This is a genomic window from Amycolatopsis granulosa (assembly GCF_011758745.1).
Taxonomy (GTDB): domain Bacteria; phylum Actinomycetota; class Actinomycetes; order Mycobacteriales; family Pseudonocardiaceae; genus Amycolatopsis_E; species Amycolatopsis_E granulosa.
Map to the genome: position 1 here is coordinate 4,302,410 of NZ_JAANOV010000001.1, position 14,866 is coordinate 4,317,275.

Genomic DNA, 14,866 nt, shown 5'->3' on the forward strand with positions numbered 1-14,866 from the left:
AAGCCCGCGCGGATCTCTCCGGTGCCCGCCACCAACGGCGAAGCGAGCGCCGGGCGGGGTGCGGTGATCAGCCCGCCGCGGTCAGCACCAGCGCTGCGCTCACCTCCCATCCCGCTCCGGCGAGCGTCCGGGTGCAGGCGGCGATCGTCGCGCCGGTGGTGATCACGTCGTCGAGCAGGACGACGGGGCTGCCGGACGGTGGGTGGCCGCGGAGGTCGAGCCGGAGCCGGCCGGCGAGGTTCGCGGCTCGCTGGTCGCGGTCGAGGCCCACCGCGTCCCGGGCGCGGGACGACAGCGCCAGCGCCGGGGCGACCGCCGCCGCGTGACCGGCCCGGGCGAGGTGGACGGCGCAGCGCCGGGCCAGCCGCTGAAGGTGCGCCCCGCCACGCCGCCGCGATGCCGCTCGGCGCGACGGCGCGGGCACCAGCCACCACGTCCCGTCCGGCGCCGCTCGGGCCTCCGGCAGGTGGAGCACGGCGGTGGCCAGCGCGCGGCCCAGCGGATCCGCCAGGTCGCGCCGGCCGCGTTCCTTGTAGGCCAGCACCAGGCGGCGCGCGGTGCCGTCGTAGCGGGCCAGCGCGTGCACGGGCACGTCGACCGCCGCGCGGGGCGCCGGGTGCGGCCGGGCCAGTTCCAGCAGGCAGGCCGTGCAGCAGGCGGCGCCGGCCGCGCCGCAGCCTGCGCACCGGGCGGGCAGGAGCAGGTCCAGGGAGAGCGATCCGAGGTTCATGCGAAGAGTGTGCGGACGGGCACCGACAGTTTCGGGTGTCCGGCCGGCCGGGGTGCCGCTCGTTTAGATCAGATGGAGCAGCGGCCTACCGCTCGGGCTCGGATCTAGCCGCCGGACACCGTCCGAAGCCTGTCACCCATCCGGGCGCATCTTCCCGGGAACGCGAGTGAGTCCGCGGCCGTTGTCCGGACATGAGGCCCTGGAACGCCGGAGCGGGTCGCCCGCAAACACCCAGGGGAGTGCTGCGGCTGTCGCGGTGTCCCGTCACCCAGGGACCGGCACGCCGGATAACGCCGGAATGTCAAGGTGAAAACCAGCCTGGTGCCTTGATCCGAACGGAGCAGCAGGTCACCGGGTCTGGACCCGTTCAGACGCGCACCGTCACCGGTTCCCAGCCCGTGACATCCCCCGGCCCGGGGGGTTTTGTGATCCGGATTACCGCGCTAGCGTGCTGCGCTATAGCAAGTCCCGCCGGCAGGGAGGTGAACAGCCGATGACCCTGGCGCCGACGGAAGATTGACCCCCCGGTTTGCGATCAGACCGGTTCGGGCGGGAGCGGCGTCGGCGCCGATCCATGAGAGCTCTCGAACTCATTCCGCAATGAGGGAGGTCGTGTATGGAAATCGTCGTCAAAGGCCGTAACGTCGAGGTGCCGGATCACTACCGCACACACGTCGGTGACAAGCTCGAGCGCCTGGAGCGCTACGACAAGAAGGTCTTCCGCTACGAGGTCGAGCTGTTCCACGAGCCCAACCGCCGGCAGCTGAAGAACTGCCAGCGCGTGGAGATCACCGGCCGCGGCAAGGGTCCGGTCGTGCGCGCCGAGGCCTGTGCGGGGGACTTCTACGCCGCTCTCGACACCGCCCTGAGCAAGATCGAGAGCCGCCTGCGCAAGATGCACGACCGCCGGCGCGTCCACTACGGACGCCGCTGCCCGGAATCCGTCGCGGAAGCGACGTCGAGCGCCCTCGCGGCGGGAGCGACGCCGGCCACCAGCCGCGCGTCGACCGCGGTGATCGAGGCGCCCGCTCCCGCGGCCGAAGAGGTCGGGACTGCCCTTCCGGAGGACATCGAGCTGCCCACCCAGCAGCGCGGGGACGACGAGGCCGAACACCTCCCCGGCCAGATCGTCCGGGAGAAGCACCACTCCGCCAAACCCATGACCATCGACCAGGCCCTCTCCGAGATGGAGCTGGTCGGACACGACTTCTACCTCTTCAACGACGTCGAGGCCGGCGTCCCGAGCGTCGTTTACCGGCGCAAGGGCTTCGCCTACGGCGTCATCCGCCTCGACCAGTAGCGGCGTCCGCGAACGGCCCGCGCGCCACCCGCGCGCGGGCCGTTTCGCGCGCGTATGCACGGTGCGTGCGCGCACGCGGGCTCCTTCCCTACGATGGAGGGTGCGCAACGACCCGCACCCACGGGTCGGACAGGGTTCGGACATGGCGCGGTCCCGGGACAGAGCCTGGGTGCGTCCCAAACAGCTAGTGAGGTCGACCGGATGGTTCTCAACCGCCTGCTGCGCGCGGGCGAGGGCAAGATGATCAAGCGGCTGCGCAACATCGCCGATCACATCAACACCCTCGAAGACGAGGTGAAGGACCTCACCGACGACGAGCTGCGCGCCAAGACCGCCGAGTTCCGCAAGCGGCACGACGGTGGCGACGGCGAGTCGCTGGACGACCTGCTGCCCGAGGCGTTCGCCGTCGCCCGCGAAGCGGCCCTGCGCGTGCTCGGCCAGCGCCCCTACGACGTCCAGCTGATGGGTGGCGCGGCCCTGCACCTCGGCCAGGTCGCCGAGATGAAGACCGGTGAGGGCAAGACCCTGACCTCGGTCCTGCCGGTGTACCTGAACGCGATCTCCGGCAAGGGTGTCCACGTCGTCACCACGAACGACTACCTGGCCAAGCGCGACTCGGAGTGGATGGGCCGGATCCACCGCTTCCTGGGCCTCGAGGTCGGCGCGATCCTGTCCGAGATGACCCCGGTGGAGCGCCGCAAGGCGTACCACGCCGACATCACCTACGGCACGAACAACGAGTTCGGCTTCGACTACCTGCGCGACAACATGGCGTGGACCCTGGAGGACTGCGTCCAGCGCGGCCACAACTACGCCATGGTCGACGAGGTCGACTCGATCCTGATCGACGAGGCGCGGACACCGCTGATCATCTCCGGCCCCGCCGAGCAGTCGGCCCGCTGGTACGTCGAGTTCGCGCGCATGGCGCCGCTGATGAAGCGCGACACCCACTACGAGGTCGACGAGCGCAAGCGCACCGTCGGTGTCACCGAGAAGGGCGTCGCGTTCATCGAGGACCAGCTCGGCATCGACAACCTGTACGAGTCGGCGAACACGCCCCTGGTCGGTTACCTGAACAACGCGCTCAAGGCCAAGGAGCTGTACAAGCGCGACAAGGACTACATCGTCCGCGGCGGCGAGGTCCTCATCGTCGACGAGTTCACCGGCCGGATCCTGGCCGGCCGCCGGTACAACGAGGGCATGCACCAGGCGATCGAGGCCAAGGAAGGCGTCGAGATCAAGGCCGAGAACCAGACGCTGGCCACGATCACGCTGCAGAACTACTTCCGCCTCTACGACCGGCTGGCCGGCATGACCGGTACCGCCGAGACCGAGGCCGCGGAGTTCCACCAGACCTACAAGCTGGGTGTGGTGCCGATCCCGACCAACCGCCCGATGGTCCGCAGGGACCAGCCGGACCTGATCTACAAGACCGAGGAGGCGAAGTTCGAGGCGGTCGCCGAGGACATCGCCGAGCGGCACGCCAAGGGCCAGCCGGTGCTGGTCGGCACCACCAGCGTCGAGAAGTCCGAGTACCTGTCGAAGCTGCTGGTCAAGCTGAAGGTCCCGCACGAGGTGCTGAACGCCAAGTACCACGACCGCGAGGCGCTGATCGTGGCGCGCGCGGGCCGCAAGGGCGCGGTCACGGTCGCCACGAACATGGCCGGCCGTGGTACCGACATCGTCCTGGGCGGCAACCCGGACATCATCGCCGACGAGCGGCTGCGGGAGCGCGGCCTGGACCCGGTGGAGAACTCCGCGGAGTACGAGGCCCTGTGGCCGAAGGTGCTCGAGGAGGTCAAGGCCGAGGCCAAGGCGGAGGCCGAGGAGGTCCGCGAGGCCGGTGGCCTGTACGTGCTGGGCACCGAGCGGCACGAGTCGCGCCGCATCGACAACCAGCTGCGTGGTCGCTCGGGCCGCCAGGGCGACCCCGGCGAGTCGCGGTTCTACCTGTCGCTCGGTGACGAGCTGATGCGCCGGTTCAACGCCGTGATGGTCGAGCGGGTCATGACCACCATGCGCCTGCCGGACGACATGCCGATCGAGCACAAGATGGTCTCGCGGGCCATCAAGAGCGCTCAGACGCAGGTCGAGCAGCAGAACATGGAGATCCGCAAGAACGTCCTCAAGTACGACGAGGTGATGAACCAGCAGCGCAAGGTCATCTACGCCGAGCGCCGCCGGGTCCTCGAGGGCGAGGATCTGTCCGAGCAGATGCAGCACATGCTGGTCGACGTGCTCACCGCCTACGTGGACGGTGCCACCTCGGAGGGCTACGCCGAGGACTGGGACCACGAGAAGCTGTGGACCGCGCTCAAGCAGCTCTACCCGGTGTCGATCACCTGGGAGGAGCTGTTCGAGGAGCACGAGGACCTCAGCCCCGAGGTCCTGCGCGACGCGTTGATCGAGGACGCGAAGGAGGCCTACGCCCGGCGCGAGGCCGAGATCGACGGCCGGGTCGGCGAGGGCGCGATGCGGCAGCTGGAGCGGCAGGTGCTGCTGTCGGTGCTGGACCGGAAGTGGCGCGAGCACCTCTACGAGATGGACTACCTCAAGGAGGGCATCGGCCTGCGGGCCATGGCGCAGCGCGACCCGCTGATCGAGTACCAGCGCGAGGGCTTCGACATGTTCAACGCGATGCTGGACTCGTTGAAGGAGGAGGCCGTCGGCTTCCTGTTCAACCTGCAGGTCGAGGCTGCGCAACCGCAGGAGGAGGCCGCGCCCGCGGCCGCCGCGCCGGCGCCCAACGGCCGGCACGCCCAGCCGGTGCCGGACCAGCCGGAGCCGGAGCGGCCGGCGGTGCCGAACGCGCTGCGCGGCAAGGGGCTGGGTGGCGACGGCGAGCAGCAGGGCCTGACGTTCTCCGGCCCGGCGGAGCAGGGCGGCGTGCAGTCGCGTGGCACGACCGCGACGTCGGCCGGGGACGGAGCGGCCGGCGGTACGCGGCGGGAACGCCGGGCGGCGGCGCGGACGCAGGCGAAGCAGTCGAAGAAGCGTCGCTGAGGTGAGCTCGTGCAGGGCCGGCGCCGGGTGGCGCCGGCCCTGCGGCTTTGGACGGGTCGCGGTCGGTCCGGGTCAGCGCCGTGGTTGTGGCTGCACGAGTACGAAGAACCCGCACCGCCAGCCGGTCTCGGAGTGGTCGAAGCGCGCCATCACCGCGGACGCCCGCTGGTGCGCGTGGGCGGTGCCGCAGATTTCGATCGTGCGCGGACCGCTCCGGCTCGCCCGGACCGACCTGACGGTGTACCGCGGGCCGGGTGTGGCCGGTGCGGTTCGCAGGTGGTGGTACATCCGCGGGGTGAGGACCGGGCGCAGCTGGCTCGGCGACCGCCGGCCCGAGCGGACCTCCAGGATGGCCGTCAGGACGGCTCGCGCGTGCCGCAGTTCGAGCGGCTCGCCGGGGCGTCCGCGCAGCCGGGTGAGCGGCGAACCGCCCTGTTCCGGGATGGGCACCGGCGGTTCCGCGCCCCGGTTCGGTTCGCTGGGGTGCAGCGCTTGCAGAAAGGTGTCGGTCAAGGTTCCCCCTCGTCGAGTTGTACCGCTCCCTAGAGCGGTCCTCCCCGCCGGTCCGGACAGCGGGCGCCCGATGGAGTGATCCGGGCGGATAGGGTCACCACCGTGCTGCGCGGGCTGGTATTCGACTACGCCGGAGTGCTCACCGATCCGGACGCCGGTGACCTGCTCACCGCCGTCGGCCGGCTGCGCGCACGTGGCATCCGCACCGCGCTCCTGTCCAATGCGGACGGTGGCGCGGGCCGGGGACGGCTCGCCCGGTACTTCGACGTGTTCGTGTTCTCCGGGGAGGTCGGCCTCGCCAAGCCGGACCCCCGCGTCTTCCACCTCACCGCCGGACGACTGGGCCTGCCCGCGTCCGCGTGCGTCATGGTGGACGACTCGCGCCGGAACATCGACGGCGCCACCGCCGCCGGCATGACCGGTGTCCACCACACCTCGGTGGCGGACACCCTGGCCGAGCTCAGCGCGTTGTTCCCCGCCTGACCAGTTCGAAGCACAACACCGCGGCGGCCGCCGAGACGTTCAACGACTCGACCTCGCCGGGCATCGGGATCGACAACCACCCGGTCACCAGCTCGGCGACCTCGTCGCTCACGCCCGCCGTCTCGCCGCCGAGCACGAATGCCGCGCGCTCCGGCAGCGGCGCTTCGAACAGCGACGGACCACCCTGGGCACCCAGTGCGTACAGCCCGTACCCCGCATCGGCCAGCATCGAGGCGGCTTCGGCCGCGGTCGCGCAGCGCAGCACCGGTGCGCGGAACGCCACCCCCGCCGACGCCTTCACCACCAGCGGGTCCAGCGCGGCCACGCCGCGCCGGGGCACCACGATCCCGCCCAGCCCGGCCGCCGTGGCCGTGCGCAGGATCATGCCGACGTTCGCCGGGGTCGTGATGCCGTCCAGCAGCAGCACCCGGGCAGGTGGTTCGGCCAGCGCGGCGCTCAGCGGGCGCATCCGGGGCGCCACGACGTCCGCGAGCACCCCCTGGTCCTGCTTGCCGTTGCCGGCCAGCACCTTCACCCGGTGCGCGCTCGCGCGCTGCACGGGCACGCCTGCCGCCCGCGCCGCGCGCTCGATCTCGGCGGCCGCCGGGCCGCGCGCGGTGTCGGCGAGGATGACCTTGTCCACCCGCAGCTCCGGGTCGTCCAGCGCTTCCAGGACCGGTTTGCGCCCGTAGACGGTCAGGAACCGGTCCTTCGGGGAGACGGTGGTGTCAGTGGCGTCACGCACCCGGCAAGCCTAGTTTCCGGCGCGGGGGGCGGTGGGCCGGCGGGTGGGGTAGCGGAGGTGTTTGTGTCAGGATCGCGTCATGCCCGACCGTCTTTCCGCCCTCGACGCGTCGTTCCTCTACCTGGAGGACGCGACGACGCCGATGCACGTGGGCGGCGTCGCGGTCTTCGAGCGGCCCCGGGACGGGTTCGGCCACGAGCAGGTCCGGTGCCTGATCCGGCAGCGGCTGGCCTACCTGCCGCGCTACCGGCAGCGGGTCCGCAACGTGCCCGGTCACCTGGCGCGACCGGTCTGGGTGGACGACGTCGACTTCGATCTCAACTACCACGTCCGCCGGTCGGCGCTGCCCGCGCCGGGCACCGACGGCCAGCTGTACGAGCTCGTCGCCCGCCTGATGGCCCGCCCGATGGACCACGAGCGGCCGCTGTGGGAGGCGTACTTCGTCGAGGGGCTGGAGGGTGACCGCTTCGCGCTGGTGACCAAGACGCACCAGTCCGTCGTGGACGGCAGCGGAACCGTCGAGCTGGGACAGCTCATCCTCGACCCCGAGCCGCAGCCGTGCACGGACACCGACGGCACCGGGGACGCCGAAGGCGCCGGGGAGGCTGCCGACCCCTGGGTGCCGCGCCCCCTGCCCAGCGCCGCGCAGCTGGTGCTGGACGCTGTCGGCGAGACCGTCCGCCGGCCGGGCGAACTGCTCGAGAACGTGCGCGACGTGCTGAGCGACGTCACGGCGACCGCGGACAAGGTCACCGACGCGCTCGGCGGGGTCGCCGCCGCGCTGCACCGGGTGGTCTCGCCCGCGCCGTCCGGGCCGCTGAACCGGCACGTCTCCGGTGGCCGGGTGTTCGCCGTGGTCCGCACGCGCCTGGCGGACTACCGGAAGGTCCGTGCCGAGCACGGCGTCACGGTCAACGACATCGTGCTCGCGGCGATCACCGGCGCGCTGCGGGATTGGCTGCTCTCCCGCGGCGAGGGGGTGTCCGAGGCGACCAGCGTGCGCGCGCTGGTGCCGCTGGCCGTGCTCGAACCGGACACGGTCGAGTTCTCCCCGGCCGGACTGGTCAACAACCGGGTGGAGCCGTACCTGGTGGACCTGCCCGTCGGGGAGCCGAACCCGGCGCTGCGGCTGCACCACATCAGCCACACGCTGCGCGCGCACGCCGACGCCGGTCGCTCGGTCGCCGCGCGCGCCATGCTGAGGGTGGGCGGGTTCGCCCCCGCGACGATGCACGCGCTCGCCGCGCGCGCGGCGGGGTCGTTCTCCGGCCGGATCTTCAACCTGCTGGTCATCAACTCACCGGGGCCGCAGGTGCCGCTGTACGCCGGGCAGGCGAGGATGACCGAGATGTACCCGGTGATCCCGCTGGCGCGCAACCAGGCGCTGGCCATCGGGGTGACGTCGTACGACGGTGGCGTCTACTTCGGACTGAACGGCGATCGCAAGGCGCTGTCCGATGTGGACGTGCTCGCCGGCATGATCGAGGATTCACTGGAAGAGCTGAAGGGTGCGAGCTGGTGAGGGTCTACCTTCCGGGCACGATCGGAATGTTGCGCAGGCTGGTGGCGGACGGCAGTCTGCGACCGCCCGGCGGGACGGGGTTCGCGCTCACCCCGGCGCTGCGCGAGTCCTACGTCAGCGGTGACACCGAGGAGCTGGAGTACGCCGCACTGCTGGACGCCGCACGCGCGTCGCTGCGGCTCCTCGGTGCGGCCGAACACGACGCGGGCGATGGCAAGGAGCCGTGGCGCCGCGTGGTGATCGCGGTCGACGTCGAGGACGCGAAGCCGCGCCCGGACCTGGACGCGCCGGTGGTGAAGCTGTCCGGGCCGATCAGCTACGAGGACGTGGCCGCGGTGCACGTGGACACGGAGGAGGCGGAGGAGGCCGTGCGCGCGGCCGCCCGCGTCATCGACGCCGCCGATCTGGGTGATCCGGACGCGGAGTTCGTGCTCGGGGAGGCCGAGGACCACGAACTGGCCTGGTACGCGCCTGGCGAGCTGCCGTTCCTCCTCGACCTGCTCTAGCGTGGGGGACAGGCCACGAGCCCTGTCTGGAGGAGGTAGGCATGGACGCCATCACGAACGTGCCCGTCCCGGTCAACGAGCCCGTCCGGACCTACGCGCCGGGCAGCGCCGAGCGGGAATCCCTGCAACGGCGGATCGCCGAGCTGGAAGGCGACAAGCACGAGCTGCCGCAGACGATCGGCGGCCGGAAGCGGCTCGCCGGCGGCGACACCTTCGACGTGGTCCAGCCGCACGACCACGCCCACGTGCTGGGCACGTCCGCGCAGGCCACGCCCGCGGACGTCGCCGACGCGGTGACGGCGGCGAAACAGGCCGCGCGGGAGTGGCGGGAGACGCCGTTCGACGAGCGCGCCGCGGTGTTCCTGCGCGCTGCGGACCTGATGGCCGGCCGGTACCGGGACACGCTCAACGCGGCGACCATCCTCGGGCAGTCGAAGTCGGTGCAGCAGGCCGAGATCGACGCCGCGTGCGAGCTGATCGACTTCCTGCGCTTCAACGTGCACTACGCGCGCCGGATCCTCGCCGAGCAGCCGAACTCGGTGCCGGGTGCGTGGAACCGGATGGACTACCGGCCGCTGGACGGGTTCGTCGTGGCGATCACCCCGTTCAACTTCACCGCGATCGCCGGGAACCTGCCCAGCGCGCCCGCGCTGATGGGCAACACGGTCGTGTGGAAGCCCACGCCGACGCAGCAGCTGGCCGCGCACTACACGATGGAGGTGTTCGAGGAGGCCGGCCTGCCGCCGGGCGTGATCAACCTGGTCACCGGCGACGGGCACGCGGTCAGCGAGGTCGCGCTGGCCGATCCCGGGTTCGCCGGCCTGCACTTCACCGGGTCGACCGCGACGTTCAAGTTCCTGTGGCGGCGGATCGCGGAGAACCTCGACTCCTACGGCAGCTACCCGCGGATCGTGGGCGAGACGGGCGGCAAGGACTTCCTCGTCGCGCACGCCTCGGCGAACCGGGAGAAGCTGGTGGCCGCCCTGGTGCGGGGCGCGTTCGAGTACCAGGGGCAGAAGTGCTCGGCCGCCTCTCGTGCGTACCTGCCGCGGTCCTTGTGGGAGAGCGGTCTGCGCGACGACCTGGCCGACCTGACGCGCACCGTGAAGTACGGCGACGTCACGGACTTCTCGGTGTTCGGCGGCGCCGTGATCGACGCGCGCGCGTTCGCCAAGCACCGGGAGCTGCTGGACAGCGTCAGCGGAGACACCGAGCTGGACGTCCTGGTCGGCGGCCACTGCGACGACTCGATCGGGTACTTCGTGGAGCCGACCGTGCTGGTGTCCGGCGACCCGGCGCACACCGCGTTCGCGACGGAGTACTTCGGGCCGATCCTGGCGGTGCACGTCTACGACGACGCCGCCTACGGCGAGATCCTGGAGCTGGTCGACCGCACCTCGCCGTACGGGCTGACGGGCGCGGTCTTCGCCGACGACCGCGCGGCGGTGCAGCAGGCGCACCAGGCGCTGCGGTTCGCGGCGGGAAACTTCTACGTCAACGACAAGCCGACCGGGTCGATCGTGAGCCAGCAGCCCTTCGGCGGCTCGCGTGGCTCGGGGACCAACGACAAGGCCGGCTCGATGTTCAACCTGCTGCGCTGGACCAGCCCCCGGTCGATCAAGGAGACCTTCGACGCGCCCACCGGAATCGCCTACCCGCACATGGGGTAGCGGACGCGGAACGGCGCGGCCCCGGAAGCCGGGACCGCGCCGCTGCCGTGCCGTTGGGGAATCAGCCGTTGAGCTTGAGCTCGCCCACCTGGTCGGCGGGCGGGGCGGTGACGGTGACCGGGGCACCCCAGTCGGTGTACTTCATCTTGACGGTGGCCTGCTGGCTTTCCGCCGGGGCACCCACGGCCTTCATCATCGGGCTCAGGTCCTCGGTGACCTGCACCGGCAGCTGGTCGTTGTTGAGCCACAGCTCCAGCGGGAACGTGACGCCGTTCATCGACTTGAGCCGGTCGAGCGTCTCCGCGGGCATGCCCGTGCCGGCCAGCTGGTCAGCGGCCTTCGCCACGTCGATGTTCACCCAGTAGTGGCTGACCTGCTGGCCGTCCAGCACGGTCTGCTCGCTGCGGGTGATGGTGCCGGCCTTCTGGATCTGCTCCAGCGACTGCGCCGGGTTGTTCGACTCGGCCTGGTCCAGGCTCGCGCCGAGCGCCTTCGCCGCCTCGCTGCCCTGCGGGAGCTTGGCCCACGGCTTGCCACCGGTGGCGGCCTGCGCGTTGCTCGGCAGCTTGAGGTACATGACCTTGTCGACGATCCGCATCTCCTGCGTCCGCCCGCCGGCGTTCATCGTCATGGCCATCGTGGTGTCCGGGCCGGCGAACCGGCCCTCACCGGACCCGGTGATCTCCTGGCCGCCCATCGACATCGTCATGGTGAACTTCGCCGACTGCGCCTGGCTGGTCTTGGCCGAGGCCGCGCGGACGAGGTCCTGTGCGTTGCCGAACAACGACGGGCCGGCGGCGTTCCCGCCGCCGGTGGCCGCCTGCCCGCCACACGCGGACAGGCCGACCACGAGCGCCAGGGCGCCGGAGACCAGAGCGGTCTTCTTCATGCGGGAGGTCCCCCTCGAATCGGTTCACCCTGACGGGTGAGTACTAACACATGTCCGAACGGGACCCCCGCATTACGGCGTCAGCGCCCCGACTTGAGCACACCCAGCTGATCCGCGGGTGGCGCGGCGACGCCGACCGGGTCGCCCCAGTCGGTGTATTTCATGGTCATGCTAGCGTTCTGCGCTTCGGCGGCGGCGTCGGCTGCCTCCATGAGCAGGCCGAGGTCCTGCGTGACCGGGACCGGGAGCTGGGCGCGGTCGAGTGACAGCTCCATCGGGATGACCCCCCGGAGCTCCTCGGTCTGTCGAGCACGTCACCCGGTAGTGGCTGACCTGCTGCCTGTCGAGCGCGGACTGTTCACTGCGGGTGATCGTCACGGCCTGCTTGATCGCGCGCACCGCGCGGAGATCACACCTCGAGCCCGGCGCGTGAGGCCAGCAGGCGGCGCAGTGACGCCAGCCGGCGCTGGTCGGGGACCTCGTCCAGCATGCAGTCCGGGTCCTCCGGCGGACCGAGGTGGCCGCATCCGGGCGGGCACTCCTCGGCGGCCTCGGCGAACTCGTCGAAGGAGGCGACGATGTCGTTCGCGGTGACGTGGGCCAGGCCGAACGAGCGCACGCCGGGCGTGTCGATGACCCAGCCGCCCCCGGGCAGCGGCAACGCGACGGCCGCGACCGAGGTGTGCCGTCCCTTGCCGATCGCGCTGACCTCGCCGGTGGCCAGCTCCGCGTCCGGCACCAGCCGGTTCACCAGTGTCGACTTGCCGACCCCGGAATGGCCGACGAGCGCGGACACCCGGCCGCGCACGGTACCGGCCAGCGGCAGCGAATCCTCGTCGTGGCGGGTCACCACGGACGGCACGTCCAGCTCGGCGTAGCGCGCCAGCAGCTCGTCCGGGCTCGCCAGGTCCGCCTTCGTCAGGCACAGCACCGGCTGCAGGCCCCCCGCGAAGCAGGCCACCAGGCACCGGTCGATGAACCCGGTACGCGGTGGCGGATCGGCCAGCGCGGTGACGATGAGCAGCTGCTCGGCGTTCGCCACGACCACCCGCTCGTACGGATCGGTGTCGTCCGCCGTGCGGCGCAGCAGGCTGGAGCGGTCGTCGACGCGGACGATGCGCGCGAGCGTGCCGGGCTCCCCGCTGGTGTCACCCACCAGCCCCACCTGGTCGCCGACGACGACCGGCGTGCGCCCCAGCTCCCGCGCGCGCATGGCGGTGACCAGCCGGTCCGGGTCGCTGTCGATCGCGCAGGTCCAGCGGCCGCGGTCCACCGCGATGACCATGGCCTGGGTGGCGTCGGCATGGGTCGGCCGGCGCTTGCTGCGCGGGCGCGAACCCTTCCCCGGGCGCACGCGGACATCACTTTCGTCCAGATCGCGCCAGTTCCTGCCGGCCAAGCTCACGCCTCCTTCCGAGCACAGATGATCCCCCATCCCGCTCGCCAGCGGCGCGTCACCCGTGTCACGATGGGTTCACCGGCAGCCGGTTCGAAGGAGTTGGGCGACATGTGCGGCCGTTACGCCGCGAAGAAGAACCCGGCCGATCTGGCCCAGGAGTTCGACGCCGTGGACGAGACCGACGGCAAGGCCCGCGAGGCCGACTACAACGTCGCGCCGACGAAGAACGTGGTGACCGTCGTGCAGCGGCACCCGCGGGACGCCGAGGGGCAGGTCCTGGAGGACGAGCCGAGCGTGCGCAGCCTGCGGGTCATGCGCTGGGGGCTGGTGCCGTTCTGGGCCAAGGACATCTCGGTCGGCAACCGGATGATCAACACGCGCGCCGAGACCGCATCGGAGAAGCCGGCGTTCAAAAAGCCCCTCGCGCGGCGGCGCTGCCTGGTGCCCGCCGACGGCTGGTTCGAGTGGCGGCGCACGGGCAAGCAGAAGGAACCGTTCTTCATGACCCGCCCGGACGGCCGTTCGCTGTCCCTCGCCGGGATTTGGGACACCTGGCGCGACCCGAAGAACCCGGACGAACCCCAGCTGATCACGTTCTCGATCATCACGACGAACGCCGCCGGGCGGCTCACCGAGGTGCACGACCGGATGCCGCTGGTCATCGACGAGCGCAACTGGGCGGACTGGCTCGACCCGGACCGCACCGACGTCGGGGACCTGCTCGCGCCGCCGCTGGACCTGATGGACACGATCGAGCTGCGTCCGGTGTCGGACCGCGTCAACAACGTCCGCAACAACGGGCCGGAGCTGATCGAGCGGGTCGAGCAGGCGACCGACCTCGACCGCGCCGGCAGTGCGGCACTGTTCGACCTGCCCCAGCCATGACCCGCATCGAGATCCCGACACCGCACGGCCCGGCCAGGGCGGAGCTGCACTGCGCCCCGGACGGCACGGCGGTGCTGATGCTCGGCCACGGTGCCGGCGGCGGGATCGCGGCGAAGGACCTGGTGGCCGCCGCCCGCGCCGCCCAGGCGGCCGGTGTGCACGTCGCCCTGGTCGAACAGCCCTACCGGGTGGCCGGCCGCCGCGCACCCGCGCCGGCGAAGCAGCTGGACACGGCGTGGCTCGCGGTCGCCGAGGAACTGTGCGTCCGCTTCGACGAGCTGCCCGTGGTGTTCGGCGGGCGTTCGTCCGGAGCGCGGGTCGCGTGCCGGACCGCGGCCGCCGGGCAGGCGGTGGGCGTGCTGTGCCTCGCGTTCCCCGAGCACCCCCCGGGGAGGCCGGAGAAGAGCCGGCAGGCCGAGCTGGACGCCGTGCAGGTGCCGACACTGGTCGTGCAGGGCGAGACCGACCCGTTCGGCTGCCCGAAGGCGGGTCCGCACCACGAGGTGGTCGTGATCCGCGGCACGCACTCCCTGGACGCCGACCTGGAGTCGCTGCACCGGACCGTGCACGAGTGGCTGGCGAAGGTGCTGCGGCCGCTGACCTTGAGTGAGTGACCGGCCCTGCGCGGGTGGTCCCGGCTCGGTCAGCCCCGGATCGGTGCGACCGTCGCGGACGTGAGACGCACCAGGTCGGCCGGGGCCAGCTCGACCTCCAGACCGCGCCGGCCCGCCGAACAGTAGATCGTGTCGAACTTCTCCGCGGACGCGTCGATGACCACGGGCAGCCGGGAGCGCTGCCCCAGCGGTGAGATGCCGCCCAGGACGTATCCCGTGGCGCGCTGGGCGGCGGCTGCCTCGGCCATCCTCGCGCGTTTGCCGCCGGCCGCCGCGGCCAGTGCCTTGAGGTCGAGCTGCCCGGTGACCGGCACCACGCCCACGGTCAGCTTCCCGTCCACCTCGGCCACGAGCGTCTTGAACACCCGGTCCGGTTCGACGCCCAGCGCCTCGGCCGCTTCCAGCCCGTACGAGTCGTGCTTCGGGTCGTGGTCGTAGGCGTGCAGCTGGTGCGCGACCTTCTGCTTGGTGAGCAGCGCGGTCGCCGGCGTTCCCTTCCCGGCCATGGCCAGCACCGTAACCGCAGGGCGCAAGTGCTTTTCCGGCAGCGGGGAATGCGCGTGGATCGTGGGGTGTTGTCAGGAGCGTGCCGTCAAAGCTTGCTGAT

General features: G+C 71.5%; 15 protein-coding genes. 8 read left to right on the forward strand and 7 right to left on the reverse strand.

The window, feature by feature from the left end:
• Positions 1-67: 67 nt before the first annotated feature.
• Positions 68-730 carry a ComF family protein gene (locus tag FHX45_RS21160; RefSeq protein WP_167104771.1) on the reverse strand — a complete coding sequence of 221 codons (663 nt, stop codon included), beginning with the start codon at positions 728-730 and terminating at the stop codon, positions 68-70.
• Positions 731-1,346: 616 nt separating this feature from the next.
• Between FHX45_RS21160 and hpf the strand changes: the two genes are divergently transcribed.
• Positions 1,347-2,030 carry a ribosome hibernation-promoting factor, HPF/YfiA family gene (gene hpf, locus FHX45_RS21165; RefSeq protein ID WP_167104774.1) on the forward strand — a complete coding sequence of 228 codons (684 nt, stop codon included), beginning with the start codon at positions 1,347-1,349 and terminating at the stop codon, positions 2,028-2,030.
• A gap of 201 nt (positions 2,031-2,231) precedes the next feature.
• A complete protein-coding gene (gene secA, locus FHX45_RS21170) occupies positions 2,232-5,033 on the forward strand; it encodes a preprotein translocase subunit SecA (protein WP_167104777.1) in 2,802 nt (933 codons plus the stop codon).
• 72 nt (positions 5,034-5,105) lie between these two features.
• Here the strand turns inward: secA and FHX45_RS21175 are convergent, their stop codons facing one another.
• A complete protein-coding gene (locus FHX45_RS21175) occupies positions 5,106-5,546 on the reverse strand; it encodes an Rv3235 family protein (protein ID WP_243869166.1) in 441 nt (146 codons plus the stop codon).
• Between the two features lie 102 nt (positions 5,547-5,648).
• On the opposite strand from FHX45_RS21175, the gene FHX45_RS21180 reads away from it, so the two are divergent.
• A complete protein-coding gene (locus FHX45_RS21180) occupies positions 5,649-6,029 on the forward strand; it encodes an HAD-IA family hydrolase (RefSeq protein ID WP_167104780.1) in 381 nt (126 codons plus the stop codon).
• Here FHX45_RS21180 and FHX45_RS21185 read toward each other — a convergent pair.
• Complete coding sequence (locus FHX45_RS21185; RefSeq protein ID WP_167104783.1) at positions 6,007-6,774, reverse strand: TrmH family RNA methyltransferase; 768 nt, start codon at positions 6,772-6,774, stop codon at positions 6,007-6,009. The genes FHX45_RS21180 and FHX45_RS21185 overlap by 23 nt on opposite strands.
• Positions 6,775-6,853: 79 nt before the next feature.
• Between FHX45_RS21185 and FHX45_RS21190 the strand changes: the two genes are divergently transcribed.
• The 3 genes from FHX45_RS21190 to pruA are packed head-to-tail and all read left to right on the forward strand — an operon-like array spanning position 6,854 to position 10,472.
• On the forward strand, positions 6,854-8,296 hold the full coding sequence (locus FHX45_RS21190) for a WS/DGAT/MGAT family O-acyltransferase (RefSeq protein WP_167104786.1): 1,443 nt from the start codon (positions 6,854-6,856) through the stop codon (positions 8,294-8,296).
• A complete protein-coding gene (locus FHX45_RS21195; RefSeq protein WP_167104789.1) occupies positions 8,293-8,802 on the forward strand; it encodes a DUF6912 family protein in 510 nt (169 codons plus the stop codon). Before FHX45_RS21190 ends, FHX45_RS21195 begins: the two co-directional genes overlap by 4 nt.
• A 41-nt stretch (positions 8,803-8,843) precedes the next feature.
• The gene (gene pruA, locus FHX45_RS21200; RefSeq protein WP_167104793.1) at positions 8,844-10,472 is read left to right on the forward strand and encodes an L-glutamate gamma-semialdehyde dehydrogenase; all 1,629 of its coding nucleotides are present in this window, start codon (positions 8,844-8,846) and stop codon (positions 10,470-10,472) included.
• Between the two features lie 61 nt (positions 10,473-10,533).
• On the opposite strand, the gene FHX45_RS21205 is transcribed toward pruA, so the two are convergent.
• From FHX45_RS21205 to rsgA, 3 genes are all read right to left on the reverse strand, one after another.
• The gene (locus FHX45_RS21205) at positions 10,534-11,361 is read right to left on the reverse strand and encodes an SCO4651 family lipoprotein (RefSeq protein WP_167104796.1); all 828 of its coding nucleotides are present in this window, start codon (positions 11,359-11,361) and stop codon (positions 10,534-10,536) included.
• An 80-nt stretch (positions 11,362-11,441) separates the two neighbouring features.
• Complete coding sequence (locus FHX45_RS21210) at positions 11,442-11,636, reverse strand: hypothetical protein (RefSeq protein ID WP_167104799.1); 195 nt, start codon at positions 11,634-11,636, stop codon at positions 11,442-11,444.
• Positions 11,637-11,770: 134 nt separating this feature from the next.
• Positions 11,771-12,760, reverse strand: coding sequence for a ribosome small subunit-dependent GTPase A (rsgA, locus tag FHX45_RS21215; protein WP_167104802.1), 990 nt, complete (start codon positions 12,758-12,760; stop codon positions 11,771-11,773).
• Between the two features lie 108 nt (positions 12,761-12,868).
• Here rsgA and FHX45_RS21220 point away from each other — a divergent pair, with 108 nt between their 5' ends.
• Positions 12,869-13,645 carry an SOS response-associated peptidase gene (locus FHX45_RS21220; protein ID WP_167104805.1) on the forward strand — a complete coding sequence of 259 codons (777 nt, stop codon included), beginning with the start codon at positions 12,869-12,871 and terminating at the stop codon, positions 13,643-13,645.
• A complete protein-coding gene (locus FHX45_RS21225; protein ID WP_167104808.1) occupies positions 13,642-14,259 on the forward strand; it encodes an alpha/beta hydrolase family protein in 618 nt (205 codons plus the stop codon). The genes FHX45_RS21220 and FHX45_RS21225 overlap by 4 nt, the downstream gene beginning before the upstream one ends.
• 29 nt (positions 14,260-14,288) lie before the next feature.
• Here the strand turns inward: FHX45_RS21225 and ybaK are convergent, their stop codons facing one another.
• Positions 14,289-14,765, reverse strand: coding sequence for a Cys-tRNA(Pro) deacylase (gene ybaK / locus FHX45_RS21230; RefSeq protein ID WP_167104811.1), 477 nt, complete (start codon positions 14,763-14,765; stop codon positions 14,289-14,291).
• Positions 14,766-14,866 lie beyond the last annotated feature (101 nt).